The 18,473-nt window shown below is 46.9% G+C and carries 11 protein-coding genes; 8 read left to right on the plus strand and 3 right to left on the minus strand.

Going from position 1 to position 18,473, the window contains the following annotated elements; genetic code table 11:
- The 3 genes from NC796_RS02940 to NC796_RS02950 form a co-directional block, all read right to left on the minus strand.
- Window positions 1–697: DctP family TRAP transporter solute-binding subunit (locus NC796_RS02940; RefSeq protein WP_310681987.1), on the minus strand; the 697-nt coding region annotated here is incomplete at its 3' end.
- A 209-nt stretch (window positions 698–906) separates the two neighbouring features.
- Entirely contained in the window at window positions 907–2,325 is a 1,419-nt protein-coding gene (gene uxaC, locus NC796_RS02945; RefSeq protein WP_310681988.1) for a glucuronate isomerase, read from the minus strand.
- A gap of 161 nt (window positions 2,326–2,486) precedes the next feature.
- Window positions 2,487–3,530, minus strand: coding sequence for a LacI family DNA-binding transcriptional regulator (locus tag NC796_RS02950; RefSeq protein ID WP_310681990.1), 1,044 nt, complete (start codon window positions 3,528–3,530; stop codon window positions 2,487–2,489).
- Window positions 3,531–4,148: 618 nt separating this feature from the next.
- On the opposite strand from NC796_RS02950, the gene NC796_RS02955 reads away from it, so the two are divergent.
- The 8 genes from NC796_RS02955 (at window position 4,149) to NC796_RS02990 (ending at window position 18,362) form a co-directional block, all read left to right on the plus strand.
- The gene (locus NC796_RS02955) at window positions 4,149–7,142 is read left to right on the plus strand and encodes a TonB-dependent receptor (protein WP_310681991.1); all 2,994 of its coding nucleotides are present in this window, start codon (window positions 4,149–4,151) and stop codon (window positions 7,140–7,142) included.
- A gap of 19 nt (window positions 7,143–7,161) precedes the next feature.
- Window positions 7,162–8,838, plus strand: coding sequence for a RagB/SusD family nutrient uptake outer membrane protein (locus tag NC796_RS02960; protein WP_310681993.1), 1,677 nt, complete (start codon window positions 7,162–7,164; stop codon window positions 8,836–8,838).
- A 100-nt stretch (window positions 8,839–8,938) separates the two neighbouring features.
- A complete protein-coding gene (locus NC796_RS02965; protein WP_310681995.1) occupies window positions 8,939–10,954 on the plus strand; it encodes a DUF6807 family protein in 2,016 nt (671 codons plus the stop codon).
- Window positions 10,955–10,980: 26 nt separating this feature from the next.
- The gene (locus NC796_RS02970; protein ID WP_310681997.1) at window positions 10,981–12,417 is read left to right on the plus strand and encodes a Gfo/Idh/MocA family oxidoreductase; all 1,437 of its coding nucleotides are present in this window, start codon (window positions 10,981–10,983) and stop codon (window positions 12,415–12,417) included.
- Between the two features lie 87 nt (window positions 12,418–12,504).
- Complete coding sequence (locus tag NC796_RS02975; RefSeq protein ID WP_310682000.1) at window positions 12,505–13,917, plus strand: putative oxidoreductase C-terminal domain-containing protein; 1,413 nt, start codon at window positions 12,505–12,507, stop codon at window positions 13,915–13,917.
- 192 nt (window positions 13,918–14,109) lie between these two features.
- Window positions 14,110–15,237 carry a hypothetical protein gene (locus NC796_RS02980; protein WP_310682002.1) on the plus strand — a complete coding sequence of 376 codons (1,128 nt, stop codon included), beginning with the start codon at window positions 14,110–14,112 and terminating at the stop codon, window positions 15,235–15,237.
- A 13-nt stretch (window positions 15,238–15,250) separates the two neighbouring features.
- A complete protein-coding gene (locus NC796_RS02985) occupies window positions 15,251–16,723 on the plus strand; it encodes a hypothetical protein (RefSeq protein ID WP_310682004.1) in 1,473 nt (490 codons plus the stop codon).
- A gap of 301 nt (window positions 16,724–17,024) precedes the next feature.
- Window positions 17,025–18,362 carry a Gfo/Idh/MocA family oxidoreductase gene (locus tag NC796_RS02990; protein WP_310682006.1) on the plus strand — a complete coding sequence of 446 codons (1,338 nt, stop codon included), beginning with the start codon at window positions 17,025–17,027 and terminating at the stop codon, window positions 18,360–18,362.
- The last annotated feature ends 111 nt before the right edge of the window (window positions 18,363–18,473 follow it).

An 18,473-nucleotide genomic window follows, 5' to 3' on the forward strand; every position in this document is an offset into this window, starting at 1 on the left:
CTTCGTAATGGCGTGCGGTGTGAAAACTGGGGGGATTATTTTCGGCCCCGTCCACAACCCCGCTCTGCAATGCTGTGTACAATTCCCCATAGGAAAGGGGAGTGGGAGAAGCTCCCAGGGCTTGCATGGTTTGAATAGCCATTTGACTTTCCTGGACCCGAATTTTCATTCCCTGCAGATCTGACGGCGTGCGAATGGGATTGTCTACGGTATAGAAACTTCTAAACCCGGCATCATAATAGGTCAGCCCTTTTAACCCGTAAGCGGCACCTTTTTCCAATATTTCGGCGCCAATTTCACTTTTCTGTACGGCATGCAGATGAGCTTCGCTTCGGAAAAGATAGGGCAGGCTGAAAATGGTGACTTCCGGAACAATTTTGCCGAGTGCCGCCCCGGAGATCTTGGTCATGGCTACAGTCCCGATTTGTACAAGTTCCAACAGTTCTCGCTCAGAACCAAGCTGTTGGTTGGGATACATCTCAATTTTTAACTTGCCATCGGATATCTCTTCCACCCGTTCATCCATAAAGGCCATCGCTTTGCTTACCGGATGTTCCAGGTGCATCGCATGCGCCATAATGAGCGTCTTGGTGTCATTTGGCGTATCGGGATTTGATTTATTACATCCCAAAAGGAAAACAATTGAACAGGTTAGTAGTAGAACCGTAGATTTGTAAAATTTATTAATATGCATCATAGAAGTATTGATCTCTGATCAAAATTGGTAAAACAATCAAATATAACGGTGGGGAATTGTATCCCGATAGTTTATAGATCCCATTTCTATTTTACCACCACCCAAAGTAAATGAATTTACCGGTAACTTTAAACCTGTAATTATAAATTCTGATTTACCGCACGTTTTTTGTTTGAATATAACAAGTATGAGTACCAGTTATTCCGGGGTTAGGCGGTTACCGTGTGAAAGTTAAAGTATTCCTTTGCATTGTAATAACAAATATCGGAGACAATTTTTCCGAGCCACTCAATGTCGCCGGGAAGCTCTCCGTTGTCAATGTCATTACCAATCAGGTTACACAGAATACGGCGGAAATATTCATGCCTTGGGAATGAGAGAAAGCTCCTTGAGTCAGTGAGCATACCAACAAAGCAGCTTAACAACCCCATATTGGAGAGCACATTCATCTGCTCTTCCATCCCATCTTTCTGATCGAGAAACCACCAGGCCGACCCGTACTGGATTTTTCCCTTTTCAGATCCATCATTAAAGTTTCCGGTCATGGTAGCCATTACTTCATTGTCAGCGGGATTCAGGTTGTATAGGATGGTCTTGGGGAGCTCATTCGTGAGATCAAGCTCATTCAAGAACCTGGCCAGGGATCGGCTCTGCTGAAAATCGCCGATGGAATCAAATCCCACGGCGGGGCCCATTTTTTCATACATCCGCTGGTTGGCATTGCGCAGTGCACCGAGGTGAAACTGTTGCACCCAGCCTTTTTTGGTATATGTGCGGCCCAGTTGCAGCAGGATGTGACAGGTCAGTGCTTGCTTCTGTTCATTGTCAAGCTGTTTGTCGTTATTTCTGATCTGATTGTAGTAACTATCGAGCTCCGTTTTGGGAGTGGGCAGGTAATGGAGGCGTTCCAGGCCATGGTCAGAAAGTCGACAGCCGTTTTCGTGGAAATAGTCAATGCGTTGCTCCAGGGCCTTAAGCAGGTCATCCAGTGAGCTTATTCCCAGGCCGCTGGCCTCCTCCAGCTTCTCGATATAGTTGTTGTAGGATTCCGGATCCACAAAATTATACGCAGCATCAGGGCGGAAGGCTGGAAGCACGGTTACTTCAAAGCCGCTATCCTGGATTGCCTGGTGGTGCTCCAGGGAGTCTACCGGGTCATCGGTGGTGCATGAAACTTCGACATCCATCCGCTGCAGCAGGCTGCGTGCGCTGAATTCGGGCTCCTGCAACTGCTCATTTGTAGAATTGTAGATTTCATCTGCACTATCAGGATTCAGGAGCGATTCAATTCCGAAATAATTTTTCAGCTCCATGTGAGTCCAGTGGTATAGTGGGTTACGCATAGTATAGGGTACTGTCTCCGCCCACTTCTGGAATTTCTCCCGATCGCTGGCACTTCCAGTAATATATTTTTCATCTATTCCCAGGGTTCGCATCGCGCGCCATTTATAGTGGTCGCCGTCCAGCCATATGTTGGTGATGGTTTCAAAACTGCGATTCCGGTTTATCTCGGCAGGGGGTAGATGAGAATGGTAATCGATGATCGGCAAATCCTTGGCGTAATTGTGGTACAGTTCCCTTGCAGCCGGTGTTTGTAGTAAAAAATCATCTGTTATAAAATTTCCCATGATAATCCCGTGTGTTATTCTTGTACAAACGTTTGCATTCAAAATAAAAGTAGTCGCGGATTATTCAAGTCCCACATGTAGAATATTATCAAAAACAGGGTTGGATGGACGCCAAATAGTTTGTTCTTTTGGCAGAGTAATTGTGGATACAGGTCGTTTGTCTATTCTCCACATTTTAAAGAAGATCCCCGGATTACCAATTTGGGATTCAGGAGCGTTTTGCGGGGAGTGTACTCTTTACTGGACTCATTCATCTGGTCGAGGAACAGCTGGGCTGCCAGGTTTCCCATCCGTTTGGTATGCTGGTCAACAGTGGTCAGGCCCGGTTCAATAAAGGAACCCGAAACGTCATTACTGTAACCTACGAAAGCCACATCCCGGGGAATTTTGATGCCTTTTTCTTTGAATACCTGCATTGCACCCATGGCAGCAAAATCACTGGAGGAAAAAATGGCATCCGGAAGTTCAGGCATATCCAGCAATTTGTTTGCCATTTCTCTACCCAGCTCTACCACTTTCTCCATAGAGAATATCAGGTCATTTTCGAGAATTAATTCATTGTCTACCGGTATACCTTGCTCGCGCTGGGCATCAATATATCCCTTAAGACGATCCTGGTATATATTAATATGTTGCTTTCCCGCAAAATGCACGATGCGCTTACAGCCCTGCTCAATTAAATGGGTAACGGCTTTGTAGGAGCCGAGATAATCGTTGGTTACAACGGCATTGACATCCAGGGATTCATTGACTCGGTCATATAAGATCAGGGGAACACCCTGGTCTTTTACACGCTTGAAATGGTCAAAATTCGTTGTCTCTTTGGCTACAGAGGCGATGATTCCGTCAACCTGGATTTTCAGGAGTGCTTCAACATTGGCTTGTTCCTTGGAATACTGGTCATCAGACTGGCAGATAATCAGATTATACCCTTCATCCCTGATCACCTCTTCTATACCCCGTATTACAGAAGCAAAAAAACTTCGGTCAGACGTAGGCACAATAGCCCCGATGATATTGCTTTTCCCCTTGCGGAGCGCTGCAGCAATATTATTGGGCTGGTAATCAAGCTTATCCGCCATGTCCCACACAGCTTCTTTTGTGGCGGAACTAATTCTTGGATGATTTCGCAGCGCTCTTGAGACGGTTGATGCCGTGATATCTAGTTCTTCCGCAATGTCCCGTATAGTCGTTTTTTTCTTCATCGTCTAGTTATATAAAAAGGACAAAGTCATTTTTTAATAAGACCGCCCCTTCATAAATAAATCTTAAGGGTTTTGGGTTACGTCGAAAGTTATCGAAGGGTAGATGTTTGCAGTTGCAACCATCCTGCCAGAAGCAAAGGCAGAGTATACCTGCTAATACTGGTACATGACAAATCCCGACAATTTAGCCTACAATGTATAGGAATGAATTTTCAAAAAAACAAAGATAGAAAATACCTAAAGGTCGCAATCAGTCCTGATTCGGCTAAATAATTTGTACAAAAATATAGTTATTGCAAACGTTTATTCAATTTATCATGATTTTTTAGGGGTTTGCAGATTTGATAATACGTATAATTACGTATATAATTATCAAAATTGTAAATTAATGTAAATTTAATTGAAAAATAGCTCTATTCATTTACATTTGGCTAGTGCAAACGTTTTCGCAAAAGTTTCACTAAGTAGAATTTGCTGCAACAGGTTATTATCATTAAATAAAAGGAAGGGGGGAATAGGCATTTTATGTAATAGGCATTGCGGGTGCTGCTTACCGTATTAAAGTATTCGCGAAAACATACACAAACACTTCTTTAAAATTTAAATATAGGACAGAATATGGGGAAAATAACTACAATAAGGACTTTGGTCTTTTCTGTATGTGCTGTCTTGTTGGGCGGGTTTGCCCTGCAGGTACAAGCACAAGGCTCCCACGAAGTTAGTGGGACTGTTACTTCTGCTGAAAACGGGGAAACACTTCCGGGAGTAAATATTTCAGTAGTAGGTACTACGATCGGTACTTCCACAAATGCCGATGGCGGTTACACTTTAAATGTGCCTTCAGCAAATGATACACTCCTGTTTTCATTTGTTGGTTTCCAATCGCAGGAAGTCGCTATCAACGGGCGTTCAACGATCAACATTGCTCTACAAACGCAAACCTTTGAAGGTGAAGAGCTTGTGGTTGTTGGTTACGGTCAGCAGGAAGCGCAGGATGTGACGGGATCCGTTTCAACAGTTTCTTCGGACCAGATTGCGGAAGTTCCTGTCAGTGATGCTGCTTCTGCGCTGCAGGGTAGAGCTGCCGGTGTGATGGTAGCTAATTCTGGTGGAAACCGGCCGGGTGATGGCGTAACGGTTCGAATCAGGGGGCGTCGTTCATTGACCGCTTCCAACGACCCGTTATTCGTTGTCGACGGTATCCCGTTCAGTGGAAACATGAGCGATATCAACCCGCAAAATATTGAGTCGATGGAAGTATTGAAAGATGCTTCTGCTACCGCTATTTACGGTTCTCGTGGTGCAAACGGGGTGGTTCTGATTACGACCAAACGTGGCGGAAATCACGAAACACTGGTTTCCTATGACGGTTACCTGGGAGTTTCCCAGCAGTTGGAAGAACCGGATATGATGACCGGCCCGGAGTTTGCTGAAATGCGCCGGGAAGGATTCCGTGCCAACGATAACTATACGGGCAATGATGAAAATCATTTTACTGCACCTGAACTTGAGTCAATCGCAAGTGGGGCAACCTATGATTATCCTGACTTGGCTACTGACGATGCAGGTTATCAACAGAGCCATCAGATTACGGTGCAGGGTGGTAATGAGAGTACGCAATTTGCTATAAGCGGGAACTTCTTTAATGAAGTTGGTATTATCTCTGGTCAAAGTTTTGATCGATACACCGTTCGTGTTAACCTTGACCATGATGTAAGCGACCGTTTTCGTATTGGTACTTCTACGCTGTTATCACGTTTTGATCAGGCGTACGGCACAAATCCATACGGAGGTGCTGTCGCAATGAACCCACTCGGCGATCCATATGAGGATGACGGAACTCTTGATTTCCGTCCCACTGATGACGGTTTGGTTGCAAATCCACTGAATAATCTTGTTCCGGGTAAAATGCTGGACGACCGGAAAAAAATGCGAATCTTCAGTAATATTTTTGCGGTATATGATATTTCTGATAATTTCAGCTACCGCATGAATTTTGGCCCGGATTTGTCTTCCTTTACCCGGGGAGTTTTCCAGGGAACACTTACCACCGCCCGTGGAGAAGGAGTGCCTTATGCTGAAAAGAGAAACCGTACAACACAGGCCTACACATTTGAAAATATTCTGAATTATCAGCAGACCTTTTCGGATGTTCATGAAATAGATGCAACCGGGTTATTTAGTATCCAAACCGATCGTACGGCGCGAGATAGTATAGCTGTTTCGGGCTTGCCTTATGAAACCCAGAAGTATCATAATCTTGGCACTGCAAACACTGCTGAGGATTTTGGCAGCTACCTGGAAGAATGGGGCATGATGTCATTCATGGGTAGGATTAATTATCAATTTAATGACAAATACCTGGTGACCATAACCGGTCGTGCCGATGGATCTTCCAGGTTGGCTGAAGGCAAAAAATGGGGCTTCTTCCCATCTGCTGCTTTAGGCTGGAGAATTGTTGAAGAACCCTTTATGCAGAACCAAGACCTGTTTTCTGATCTTAAGTTGAGGGTCAGTTATGGAGTGACGGGTAATACCGCTATTGATCCATACCAAACACAGGGTACCCTTTCCAGGACTACCTATCAATTTGGTGAGAATGCCGGATTCGGGTACAGGCCTGGCCAAATTTCGAACCCAAACCTGCAGTGGGAAACCTCAAAACAGCTTAACGTAGGTTTGAATTATGGACTCTGGAACAACAGGCTTTCGGGTAGTATTGAGTATTATCAAACGACCACTACGGACATGCTGCTCGAAAGGAATCTGCCGATAACCTCTGGCTTTGGTAGTGTTTTCGAAAATATTGGTGAAACCAGAAACACCGGTATCGAATTCACCCTGAGCAGCCAGAATATAGCCAGCCGGGGTCGCGATGCCTTTAGCTGGAGCAGCGATCTGACGTTTTTCTCCAACAAGGAAGAGATCATTGACCTGTATGGAAACGAACAGGATGATGTCGGTAACCAGTGGTTTATCGGAGAACCGCTGACCGTGTGGTACGACTATGAAAAAATCGGGGTCTGGCAGTCAGATGAGGCCCAGGAAGCTGATTCATACGGACAGGATCCGGGCGAAATTAAGATCAAGGATCAAAATGAGGACGGTATTATCAACGAGCAGGATCGTGTGATTTTAGGCTCTGATATGCCGGACTGGAATGCTGGCTTTGCCAATCATTTCAGTTACAAAGGGTTTGATCTCTCTATCTTCATTTATGCGAGTGTAGGCCAGACCATTGTTAACAATTATAGAAATGTTACGTTGAACGGACGAACTAATGATCTTGACGTCGACTATTGGACGGAAAGCAATCCAACAAACGCATTTCCACGGCCTGATGTTAGCCGAGAGTTTCCACTCTATCGAAGTACGCTGACGTACCAGGATGGCTCATTCCTGAAGGTGCGTAATGTCAGACTGGGGTACAATTTACCTCCTGATTTAGTCCAACAGTTTGGACTGCGCTCACTGAGAGTATACGCCAATGCTGAGACTCCACTGCTTTTTTCAAAAACAGGGAACATCGATCCCGAGCAGTATGGCGGAGTAATCAATGCAGACGTTCCTACAACCCGTCTGTACACCGTTGGTGTAAACATAAATTTCTAAGGACAAAGGATTTTACGTGATGAATAAATTAACCTATACATCGATTTTATCGCTTTTAATCCTCTTTGTCGCATCTTGTGATGTGCTGAATGAGGAGGTCGTCTCCGATGTAACTGCGGAAACCCATTTTACAACACCTTCCGGGTTTGAAGACGCAGTGAACGGGGCATATGAACCGCTCAGGGATTTTTACGGGGCTGAGCAGGGAGGAAACCTTACCGAGTATGGTACCGACCTTATCCAGAACGCTGGTCACGGTGGTTTCCACTACATGAACCAGTACAATGCAGGGTTGAACTCCGAAGCAAGTCCTATGTCATCTATCTGGGATAATTACTACATCGGTATTAACTCGGCAAACGCGGCAATTAACCGTGCTACTGAATTAGAGGGCATGGAGGAAAGCCTGAAGAATGCCAGGCTGGGAGAAGCTCACTTTCTCCGGGCTCATTATTACTTCCACCTGGTAGAACACTTCGGGGCAGTCCATTTAACAACTGAGGAAACCATTGGCGTGGAAACCGAAGCAACCCGAGCACCGGAATCAGAGGTATATGCCCAGATTGTTTCCGACCTGGAGACCGCCATAAATAATCTTCCTGCAGAGCAAGAATGGGGACGGGCAACTGAACCCGCTGCTAAAATGTTACTCTCGCAAGTTCTCTTGACAAGAGGATATAAAGATTTTGGTGAGAGTAGTGATTACGAACGTGCTGCAACGCTGGCGGAAAGTGTAGTGAATGACTATAACTTCCAGCTAATGGACGATTACGAGATGATCTTTGATAACGACAATGAGCAGAATGCTGAGATCATCTGGGCTATCCAGTACGGTAAAGATCCACTGATTAATGGTCCTGGAAACAGGAGTCACCTGTATTATCGTCCCTGGTACGAAGTCTATGGTGGAGACGGAAGTGGAGCCGGGCTTGTACGTAGCCTGGAACCGGGATATGGACGTCCCTGGATTCGATTCAAGATGACGCCGTTTGCACTGCAAAACTACCGTCCGATCGACCAGGACTCCCGTTATGACAAGAGCTTCCAGGATACGTGGTACTACAACGATGCTGCAAGCCTTCCGACGGATGATTATCCAAACGTAGCTGTAGGTGATACTGCCATCTATATCGATCCGGATATGACAGCCCAGGAGGTCGCAGACAATCAGGGTAGTACTCCTTACTACTTATTGGCTTGGTCAACAGCACATAGCAATGAGAACATCAACATGTTCCCCAGTCTGACCAAGCACGATGATTTCCAGCGCCCCTCAGTTAATGAGCCAGCTGGTAATAAAGACTACATCGTCTATCGTCTTGCGGAAGCCTATCTTTTTGCGGCTGAAGCACGTTACCAAATGGGAGAAATTTCGACTGCTGCCTCCCACATAAACGCAGTTCGTGAACGGGCAGCCTGGCCTGGAGAAGAGGCGAATCTCACCGCCAATACCGAGGCTATGCTACAAAGCGAAGGAATAGACTTCATCCTCGATGAACGCGGTCGTGAATTTTACGGCGAGCAAAAACGGTGGATCACCCTGAAAAGAACCGGCAAGCTGCTCGAACGAGTACGCAACCATGCCGGCCTGCAGGAATCCCGTGACAACATTGAGGAGATTCACATGTTACGCCCGATTCCGGCAACGCAAAGAAACAGGACAGAAGGTGGTTACCCACAAAATCCGGGATATTAATTTTAGGGTAAGACCTGAAATATTGTAAATTTAAACTGCCTTGGGAACCCGGATTTCCCAAGGCAGCTATTTTTAATTCATAAATATTCCCAAGCAGATTATGCAAAACGTTACAAGGAAGTTATTTGGGTTTTACTTATTTACCTTTTTTGCCCTCTCATTATTATTGATACCTCCTGCCCATCTCTTTGCCCAATCCCAGGAAATTGCAGAATTTACGGTAAAAGCCGGCGAATATGATCGCAATAACACACCGGTTAGCGCTTCTCTTGAAGGAATTCCCCTTGGGCTTCAAACAGGCCAGGAACTGCAGCTCTATGAAATTGTAGACGGTAATGAAGAACCGGTAGCATCACAAATGGACGCTTCAGGATATAGCAAAACCCTGCGCTGGGTACTTCGCGGAGAAACACCAGCGGGCGCCAAAAGAAATTATATATTAAAGCGGGAAGCCGAAGAAACAACGGCTGATACTGAAAAAGCGGTTCATTTTACTGATGATGGCGAATCCCTGACGTTGCAAGTTGATGAAAAAAGAGTATTGAGTTATCGGTATGCCCCGATGGCACCGCCGGAAGGCGTTTCTGATCTGTATACACGCAGTGGCTACATTCACCCGCTCTGGACGCCGGAAGGAGAAGTTTTGACCAGGATCCAGCCTTCCGATCATTACCATCATTACGGTATTTGGAATCCTTGGACGCACACTGAGTTTGAAGGGCGTGAGATTGACTTTTGGAACCTGGGCGACGGTGAAGGAACAGTTCGGCACAAATCGATTCCCCAAACGATTGAAGGTGATGTGTATGGTGGATTCGAGGCATTGCTAAACCATGTGGATCTGAAAGCCCCTTCAGGAGAAAAAGTTACGCTGAATGAAAAGTGGGAAGTCAAAGTTTGGAATGTTGATCCGGAAAATGACGTCTGGTTGATCGATTTTGTCTCCACGCTGAACCCCGCTTCTGAATCACCGTTGACAATTAAAGCCTATCGCTACCAGGGATTCAGCCTGCGAGCTACCGAAAAGTGGAATGACGATACGGCTACACTGTTGACCTCTAAAGGTATGAACAAAAGCAACGGTAACGGCACGCGTGCTCGCTGGACCGATATCAACGGTGTGTCTGATACCCAGTCGGGTAGTTCTGGCATCTTATTCATGACGCACCCCGGAAACCAGAATTTTCCTGAGCAGTTACGGATTTGGCCGACAGGAGCCAATAATGGAGAAGGAAATGTCTATTTCAACTTTAATCCTGCACAAGAACAGGACTGGAAGCTCAATCCAGGCAATAGCTATAGCCTGAAATACCGCATGATGGTGTATGACGGCAAAATTCAGCCGGTCGACGCCGAAAGCTACTGGCAAGATTTTGGTCACCCACCTGAAGTTGAAGTAAAAAATACTGCCCTTAAAGGGACTCGCGTTCTTGTGTATACCAAAAACGGGGAAGGCTATGTGCACGAAAACATCCCCAACAGCATTGAGATGATCAGGGAGCTGGGTGAGAAATATGATTTCACAGTCGATGCTTCTGAGAATCCGGCAGATTTTACTGCTGAGAATCTCCAAAAATATGATGCCCTGATATTCTCAAATACCAACAACGATGTGTTTGACAATGAAGCACAACACCAGGCGTTTCAAAATTATATTCAGAATGGTGGAAATTTCGTAGGCATTCACTCCGTATCTGGTTCGGAGCGCGACTGGCCATGGTTCTGGAGTTTGCTCGGTGGGACCTTTCATCGTCATGCGCCATTCCAGGAATTTACCGTGAAGGTTACAGATCACTCACATCCTTCCACCTCATTTTTGAAAGATGAGTGGGTTCGTGAAGATGAATGCTATTATTTGAAACAACTTAATCCGAATGTAAATGTATTATTGCATGCGGATATGACTACCGTAGAGGATGAGGAAAAAAGTCAATATCCGGGAGATGTCTTTGGTGATAGGTTTCCGCTCGCGTGGTATCATGAGTCTGAAGGCGGTCGCTCTTGGTATACGAGTCTGGGGCACAGCGTGGAAGATTACGACGATCCGGTATTCACGCAGCACGTTCTTGGCGGTATTGAATGGGCCGTATCAGGTGGATCACTTCAAGAAAATTAAGATTAAATCAAAAACAGGATATAGTTATGGATAGCAAGAAGAATGGTAACAAAATGTCACGGCGCGAATATTTAAAAACTTCGGCGATGGGTACAGCCGGACTGTTTTTTGCTCCTTCTATCGTTCCGGCCTCTGTGCTGGGTCCGAATCCGCCCAGCGAGAAGATTAATATCGGGCAGATTGGCTGTGGACGTATCGCCCGGGGACACGATCTTATGGAAACAATGGGCTATGATGTGGCGCGTGTAGTGGCAGCGTGTGATGTGGATATTGACCGCGCGCGGGAAGGAAAAGAGCTGATTGAAAACTATTATGCAAAGGAAAAAGGCAAGAAAAATTATGTCGATGTTGCCGTCTACCAGGATTATCGTGAGATGCTGCAGGATCCGGAAATCGATGCCGTAATCATAAGTACACCGGACCACTGGCATGCCCAGCCGGCCATAGAAGCTGCGCTGGCAGGAAAGGACATTTACCTGCAAAAGCCGGCCTCACTTACTGTTGAAGGAGGACGCGCCATGAGCGATATCATTCATCGCACGGGCACCGTCTTTCAGATCGGAAGCCAGCAGCGCTCTGTTAACCCGTGGCCACAGTTTAAGCGTGCTTGTGAACTGGTACGGAACGGCCGCATCGGAGAATTGCAGAGTGTGGAAGTAGGACTTCCCGGCGATCCCGGTGGCGGAGACCCCACACCGATGCCGGTTCCGAAAAGCCTGGATTACGACATGTGGCTGGGCTCTACTCCCGATAAGCCATACACTGAACAGCGCGTACATCCAGAAGAGGGATATTCGCGTCCCGGTTGGTTGCGCATCGAGCAGTTTAGTGCTGGCATGATTACCGGTTGGGGCGCTCACCATATCGATGCGGCGCACTGGGGCATGGGCACCGAGTACACTGGGCCGGTTGAGGTTGAAGCTACAGCGGAGTTCCCAACAGACGATCCCAACTACGATGGACTCTGGAACGTGCACGGCGATTTCAAAGTGACTGCCAAATACGATAACGGCGTTATCATGACCGTAGGTGGTGATAACAAGCAGGGTGTTCGCTTTGTAGGTTCTGAGGGCTGGATTTATGTCTCCCGCGGCGATGTGGGCGTAACGGCCAGCGATCCGGTCAGCGAGCAGAAGCAGACCGAATCATTCCAGGCCAGCGATGCCAAGATACTACAGTCCGAAATTGGTGATAATGAAATTCACCTGTATGAAAGTGAAGAACAGCACGGCAACTGGCTGAAGTGCATTAAATCGCGTGAACTGACCGTTGCTCCGGCAGAAGTGGCTCACCGGTCCTGCAGCGCCTGCCTTATTTCCCACATTGCGATGAAGCTTCCGCGCAAGCTGTATTGGGATCCTGTCAATGAGCGCTTCAAGAATGACGACGAAGCTAACTCAATGCTTTCACGCTCGCAACGGGCACCGTGGGGCATTGACCATATCGACGGGCTTAAATTATAAGATAGTTTGTAAGGGCACGATTTAACGTGCCCTTACATTTATCTGGCAACGAGTCAAAACGAACATCTTAATTTCCATTATAAAATAGTGAAGAATTTAGCTCTCAAACGCTACACGTTCCTTTTACTAGTACCAATGCTTTTTTATGCCTGCTCAGGTTCTGAAACCGGTGAAAGTCCCCAAACGACAAACCAATTTACCGGGGCGGACGGCGAAGTGAAATTAATGACCGTTGATCCGGGGCATTTCCATGCCTCGCTGGTCCAGAAGTATGGATACGACCAGGTTGATTCTGTGGCGTATGTCTATGCACCTGAAGGGTCCGACGGCCTACAGCGCCACCTTGACCGAATAGAGCAGTACAACAATCGCGAAGAAGATCCAACAAACTGGGTGGAAGAGGTGTATACTGGTCCCGATTTCTTCGAGAAGATGATTGAAGAACAGCCGGGGAACGTAGTTGTACTTGCCGGTAATAATGCTAAAAAGACCAGCTACATTAAACAATCGGTCGATGCCGGCCTGAATGTACTTTCAGATAAACCAATGGTCATTAAGCCTGAACGATTTTCTATGCTGAAGCAGGCTCTTTCCCAGGCTCACGAAAACGGGATATTGCTCTATGATATCATGACGGAGCGATTCGAAATTACAACCTTGCTGCAACGGAAACTTTCACGGGATACCGATGTTTTTGGGACAATTGTGGAAGGGACTCCAGAAAACCCGGCGATCACCAAGGAAAGTGTACATCACTTTTTTAAGTATGTCTCGGGTCAACCTCTGACACGCCCGGGTTGGTTTTTTGACGTAGATCAGCAGGGTGAGGCAATTGTGGATGTATCCACGCACTTGGTAGACCTTATCCTGTGGGAAACATATCCCGGTCAAGGCATTGACACCACAGATGTACAGGTGGTACAGGCTGACCGCTGGGCAACTGAGATGACTCCCGATGAATTCCAGAAAGTGACCCAGATGGAATCCTATCCTGAATACCTGCAGGAGGACCTGGATGAGAATAATAACTTGCAGGTGTTCGCCAACGGTTCATTTGTGTTTACTGTCAATGGTGTTCACGGCAAAGTATCAGTTGAATGGAACTACCAGGCACCGGAGGGAACGGGCGATACGCACTATTCGATTATGCGGGGGACAAAGGCCAATCTCGTAATCCGGCAGGGCGAGGAGCAAAATTACGTGCCTACGCTATATGTTGAACCGATAGATGGTAATGGCGGCGATGAATATGAATCGGCCCTCAAAGATGCCATTGATGAAATTTCTCAAGAATATCCGGGGCTATCATTAACTTCTTCAGAAAACGGCTGGCAAATCCAAATTCCAGAGGAGCACCGGGTAGGACACGAAGCTCATTTTGCCCAGGTAACAGAGCAGTACTTGCAATACTTGGTTGACGGTGAGATCCCGGAGTGGGAAAGAAGAAACATGCTAACAAAATACTTCCTCACCACCCAGGCCTACGAGGCGAGCCGTTAGTTCCTGTTCTAAATTGATGATGATCGGCTCGACATTCTGCTAAATTTTGTGAACTTTTCCTGTCACTCCGGGAAACCGGAGCCGATCATTCTCTGGCCCAGCGAACAGTCGTTGGGCTACGAGATGATTTTAATATATTTACCAATCATTTTAATTATTTCCATCGTTACACAATTAATTGAATACCTCTAAATGCAAACGGAATATTTGAATTTTGAACACCGGGAAAGATCGGGATCCCTTTTCTTGGTACTGATTTTTGTTATTGGGATTCTTTTTGCTCTTCCAACACAACTTTTAGCTCAGAATGAAACGGTTGATAAAACGGTTGAACTTCAGGCTGTTGCAGGATTAAAATATGACAAAGTACGCTTTACGGTAGAACCCGGTAGTACGGTCCGAATTACGCTGGAAAATGCCGATGAAATGATACACAATATGCTGATCGTAAAACCGGACACCAGGGTTGAGGTAGTAAAAGCAGCCGAGGCGATGGGGGAGCAGGGGATGCAGAATGATTTTGTTCCCCAGTCTGAAAATATACTTGCAAATACACCACTGCTGAAGCCGGGGGCAGAGGCTTCCATCATATTCAATGTGCCCGATCAAGAAGCGATTTATCCCTACGTTTGTACATATCCAGCTCATGGACTGGTGATGTACGGCGCCATCTATGCAACCGAAAATCCCGATGACTTGCCTCCGCTTGATGAGGATCCCAACATCCCGGAACCGGTTCGGAATGAGATGGCTGCTTCCAATGCCATGCATCCTTATGAGATGGAGATGCCCACCCTAACACGACTTTTTATGCCCGAATCGAGCCCTGCCTCAATAGCTGTGGGGATGGAAAAGAATCAATCCTACAACTGGGATGCTGGATACAGTTTCCTGCGGTACGTCTGGGACGGAGGTTATATCGATGCCTCGGACCAGTGGGATGCCAAAGCCCAAGAGGTCGCCGAAATTGAGGGTGATATTTACTACCGAAATACAACCGGTTTCCCTTTCCGAGTGGCTCGGCAAGACTCTGTTCCCAATCCGGAGTTTGAAGGTTATCGCATGATTGACGGATATCCCCGGTTTATGTACAAGATGGGAAATATTTTAGTGCAGGAGTTGATACTACCAGCTGAAAATACACCTGGATTCCGTATAAAATATACCCTCGAGAATGTGGATCAGCCCATTTGGTATGCATTGAGCAATAACGATGACGTCCGCGTGGAGGTATCTAAGGGGACGATTGAGGAAGATATGGTGAAACTGACAGCCAACCAAGCCAGGGAATTTTCAATAACAATTATTTCTGAAGAGTAAAGTGAACTGTAGAATGCAACGAATCTTATTTGGAATATTACTTATCGGGCTCATTGGATCGTCGGCCTGCCAGCAGGAATCCTCTCCACAAGGCCCAGCATACAGTGTTGAAACGATTGAAACGCCGGAGGGACTGAGCGTAGAAACCGGCGGACTTGACTTTTTGCCTGATGGACGGCTTATTGCCTGCTTTCGCAGGGGAGAGGTGATGACCTATGATTACGAAACGAAAACATGGGATCTGTTTGCTTATGGATTGCAGGATCCGCTTTGGATCAAGGCCATCAACAACGATGAGGTGATGGTGATGCAGCGGGCTGAGCTAACACGCATTACTGATACTGACAAGGATGGAAAGGGCGATCTCTATAAAACTGTTACTGACGATTTCGGCATGTCGGGCAACTATGCTGAGTTTGCCTACGGTCCCGAGATAGATAATGAGGGTAATTACTACATTGCGCTGAATACTGCGTCGGCGATGGCGGACGTCTATGATATTATGCGAGGTGAGTTTTCTCCCGCTGGACGCAAGGGGCGGATGTATTCGGCAGCGCCTTATCGGGGTTGGGTGATGAAGGTGAAGCCGGACGGCACTACGATTCCCTGGGCCAGTGGCCTCCGCTCTCCCAATGGACTTGAGCTGGACGATGAGGGCAACCTTTTTGTTCCCGACAACCAGGGTGATTGGCTGGGAACAAGCAAGCTCTACCATGTTGAAAAAGGTAATTTTTACGGTCACGCCCCCAGCCTGGTATGGGAAGAGGGATTTGAAGGCATTGAACCGCTCGAACTGCCTGTGCCGGTGCTTAATAAAATGCGCACTAAAGCCGCGATCCAGTTTCCTCACGGATTTTTTGTGAACTCCCCGACGCAGCCGCTCATCGATCGTACCGGTGGAAAGTTCGGGCCGTTTACCGGGCAGATGTTTGTGGGGGAGATGAATCACAAGCGGATCGTTCGGGTGATGTTGGAAAAAGTGCAGGGACAATTCCAGGGAGCCACAACCTCATTTATCGATTCCACTGGACTTAAAATCGGTAACAACAGGCTGGCGTTTTCCCCGGAGGGAGATCTATGGGTGGGACAGACCGATCATGGCTGGCCGGGGGACCAGGGCATCCAGCGCATTACGTGGAACGGAATCGTGCCGATGGAGGTGCTGAATATGAGCCTTACTGAAGAAGGATTTGAACTCACTTTTACCAAACCGGTCCAGCCAGAAGCTGCTGGCAATCCCGATAACTACCATTTTGAGCGGTATTTTTATCAGTATCACGAGGCGTACGGTTCTGATCGCTACGGTATCGAAACCATAAATGTGACAGGGGTCGAAGTCTCAGACGACCGCAAAAAGGTGAACTTGACGCTTGAAAGGCTGGACCCCGACTTTATCTATGATATGCAGATCGAAGGATTGCACTCGGAAAGTGGAGATTCACTGGTTCACAACCGCGTGTACTATACCCTCAATCGATTGAGATAAATTTAAGTCACTCCGGGAAGGTTTGCTTCGAATTAAGATTGTGTTCGTTATATTAACTTGAGTTCGATATAAGAATTACTAACATATACGAACTGTCATCGCGAGGAGGCTTTGTAGACAGGTATTGACTTCACGATGAGGTCGACGTGGAGATCTCCCTGTTGGTTTTTTGTTCATCTACTCTGGAGGTTGCCTCCCGAGAGTTGCTGAATCCCACGCAATGACAGATTTTATATCGAGCTGACGTGATATTCGGTATGTAGTTATTCGGATTATTAAACATCAATAAAATCAGGATGTTATGGATGAAACAGGGAAAGGAAAAACAAGAAGAGATTTTATTAAGAAGTTAGCACTTGGCGGAGCGGGATTCTCCCTTGGCCTCAGCGCCAAAAGTTACGGCAATATCTTGGGATCCAATGAGCAGTTGAATGTTGCCGTTATGGGATTAAATGGCAGGGGCAAGGCCCATATGCGAGCAGTTCAAGATACGGAATACATGAATCTGTCCTACCTGTGTGATGTGGACAGCCGGGTGCTGCAAGAGGCTGCGGCTATTGCCAATGACGATTTTGGAGTACAACCGGAGACCGTTACGGATTTCCGCAAATTGCTGGAAAACGATGATGTTGATGCCATCACGATTGCCACACCGGATCATTGGCATGCCCCAATGACCCTAATGGCGGTGGATGCCGGCAAACATGTGTATGTTGAAAAACCGTGCTCACATAATCCGCGAGAGGGCGAACTCTTGATTGAGGCTCAAGAAAAATATGGCAAAGTGATTCAAATGGGAAATCAGCAGCGTTCGGGTCCCACATCTATCCAGGCTGTAAAAGATATTCGAGAAGGCATCATCGGTCGCGCCTATTTTGGAAAGGCTTGGTACAGCAATTCACGTGGACCTATTGGTGATGCGAAATCTGCACCCGTACCGAGTTATCTTGACTGGGAACTCTGGCAGGGACCTGCACCTCACCAGGAGTACGAGGATATCTGGGTCCACTACAACTGGCACTGGCATTGGAACTGGGGAACCGGCGAAATCAACAACAACGGTACGCACGAAATTGATATCTGTCGCTGGGCTTTGGGGGTTGATTATCCCACCAAGGTGACGTCTGCCGGAGGACGTTATCACTACGATGACGCCTGGCAGTTTTATGATACCCAGGATGCCAGTTTTGAGTTTGAAGGGGATAAGATGATCACTTGGGAAGGCAAAAGTTGTAACCCGTTTGAATACCATGACCGGGGTCGCGGAGCCACGATTCACGGAACGGAAGGAACAGTTCTTATGGATCGCAACGGGTATATGGCGTGGGACCTGGATGGAAATATGATCAAAGAGATGAAAGAGGATGAAAAAAGTGCTACCACAGACACCGTAGGGGCTGGTAACCTGGATCTGTTGCATATGCAGAATTTTGTGGCAGCTATCCGAACCGGGGAAGAGCAACACTCCCCGATTGATGAAGGGCACAAGAGCAACCTACTTTGCCATCTAGGGAATATAGCCCAGGAAAATGGAGGATCTCTGCAGGTCAATCCCAAAACCGGTAAAATCATTGATAATCCCGAAGCCATGAAAATGTGGAGCCGGGAATACGAGTCGGGCTGGAAACCAACTGTATAACCCAACTCAAATCGGGGACATAACAACCTGTTAGGTCGAGAACAATACTAAGGGAGGGATTCCCTCAGAGTTTGATCGCCAACCGGATTGCTCGTTATGGAAGTAAAAAGC

It is taken from the genome of Aliifodinibius sp. S!AR15-10, assembly GCF_031569985.1.
Lineage (GTDB): Bacteria > Bacteroidota > Rhodothermia > Balneolales > Balneolaceae > JAMQKA01.

Bases quoted from the DNA above. Each gene is read 5' to 3' on its own strand.
- uxaC (WP_310681988.1), bottom strand. From the start codon at position 2,325: ATGGGAAATTTTATAACAGATGATTTTTTACTACAAACACCGGCTGCA.
- NC796_RS02950 (WP_310681990.1), bottom strand. From the start codon at position 3,530: ATGAAGAAAAAAACGACTATACGGGACATTGCGGAAGAACTAGATATC.
- NC796_RS02955 (WP_310681991.1), top strand. From the start codon at position 4,149: ATGGGGAAAATAACTACAATAAGGACTTTGGTCTTTTCTGTATGTGCT.
- NC796_RS02960 (WP_310681993.1), top strand. From the start codon at position 7,162: ATGAATAAATTAACCTATACATCGATTTTATCGCTTTTAATCCTCTTT.
- NC796_RS02965 (WP_310681995.1), top strand. From the start codon at position 8,939: ATGCAAAACGTTACAAGGAAGTTATTTGGGTTTTACTTATTTACCTTT.
- NC796_RS02970 (WP_310681997.1), top strand. From the start codon at position 10,981: ATGGATAGCAAGAAGAATGGTAACAAAATGTCACGGCGCGAATATTTA.
- NC796_RS02980 (WP_310682002.1), top strand. From the start codon at position 14,110: ATGCAAACGGAATATTTGAATTTTGAACACCGGGAAAGATCGGGATCC.
- NC796_RS02985 (WP_310682004.1), top strand. From the start codon at position 15,251: ATGCAACGAATCTTATTTGGAATATTACTTATCGGGCTCATTGGATCG.
- NC796_RS02990 (WP_310682006.1), top strand. From the start codon at position 17,025: ATGGATGAAACAGGGAAAGGAAAAACAAGAAGAGATTTTATTAAGAAG.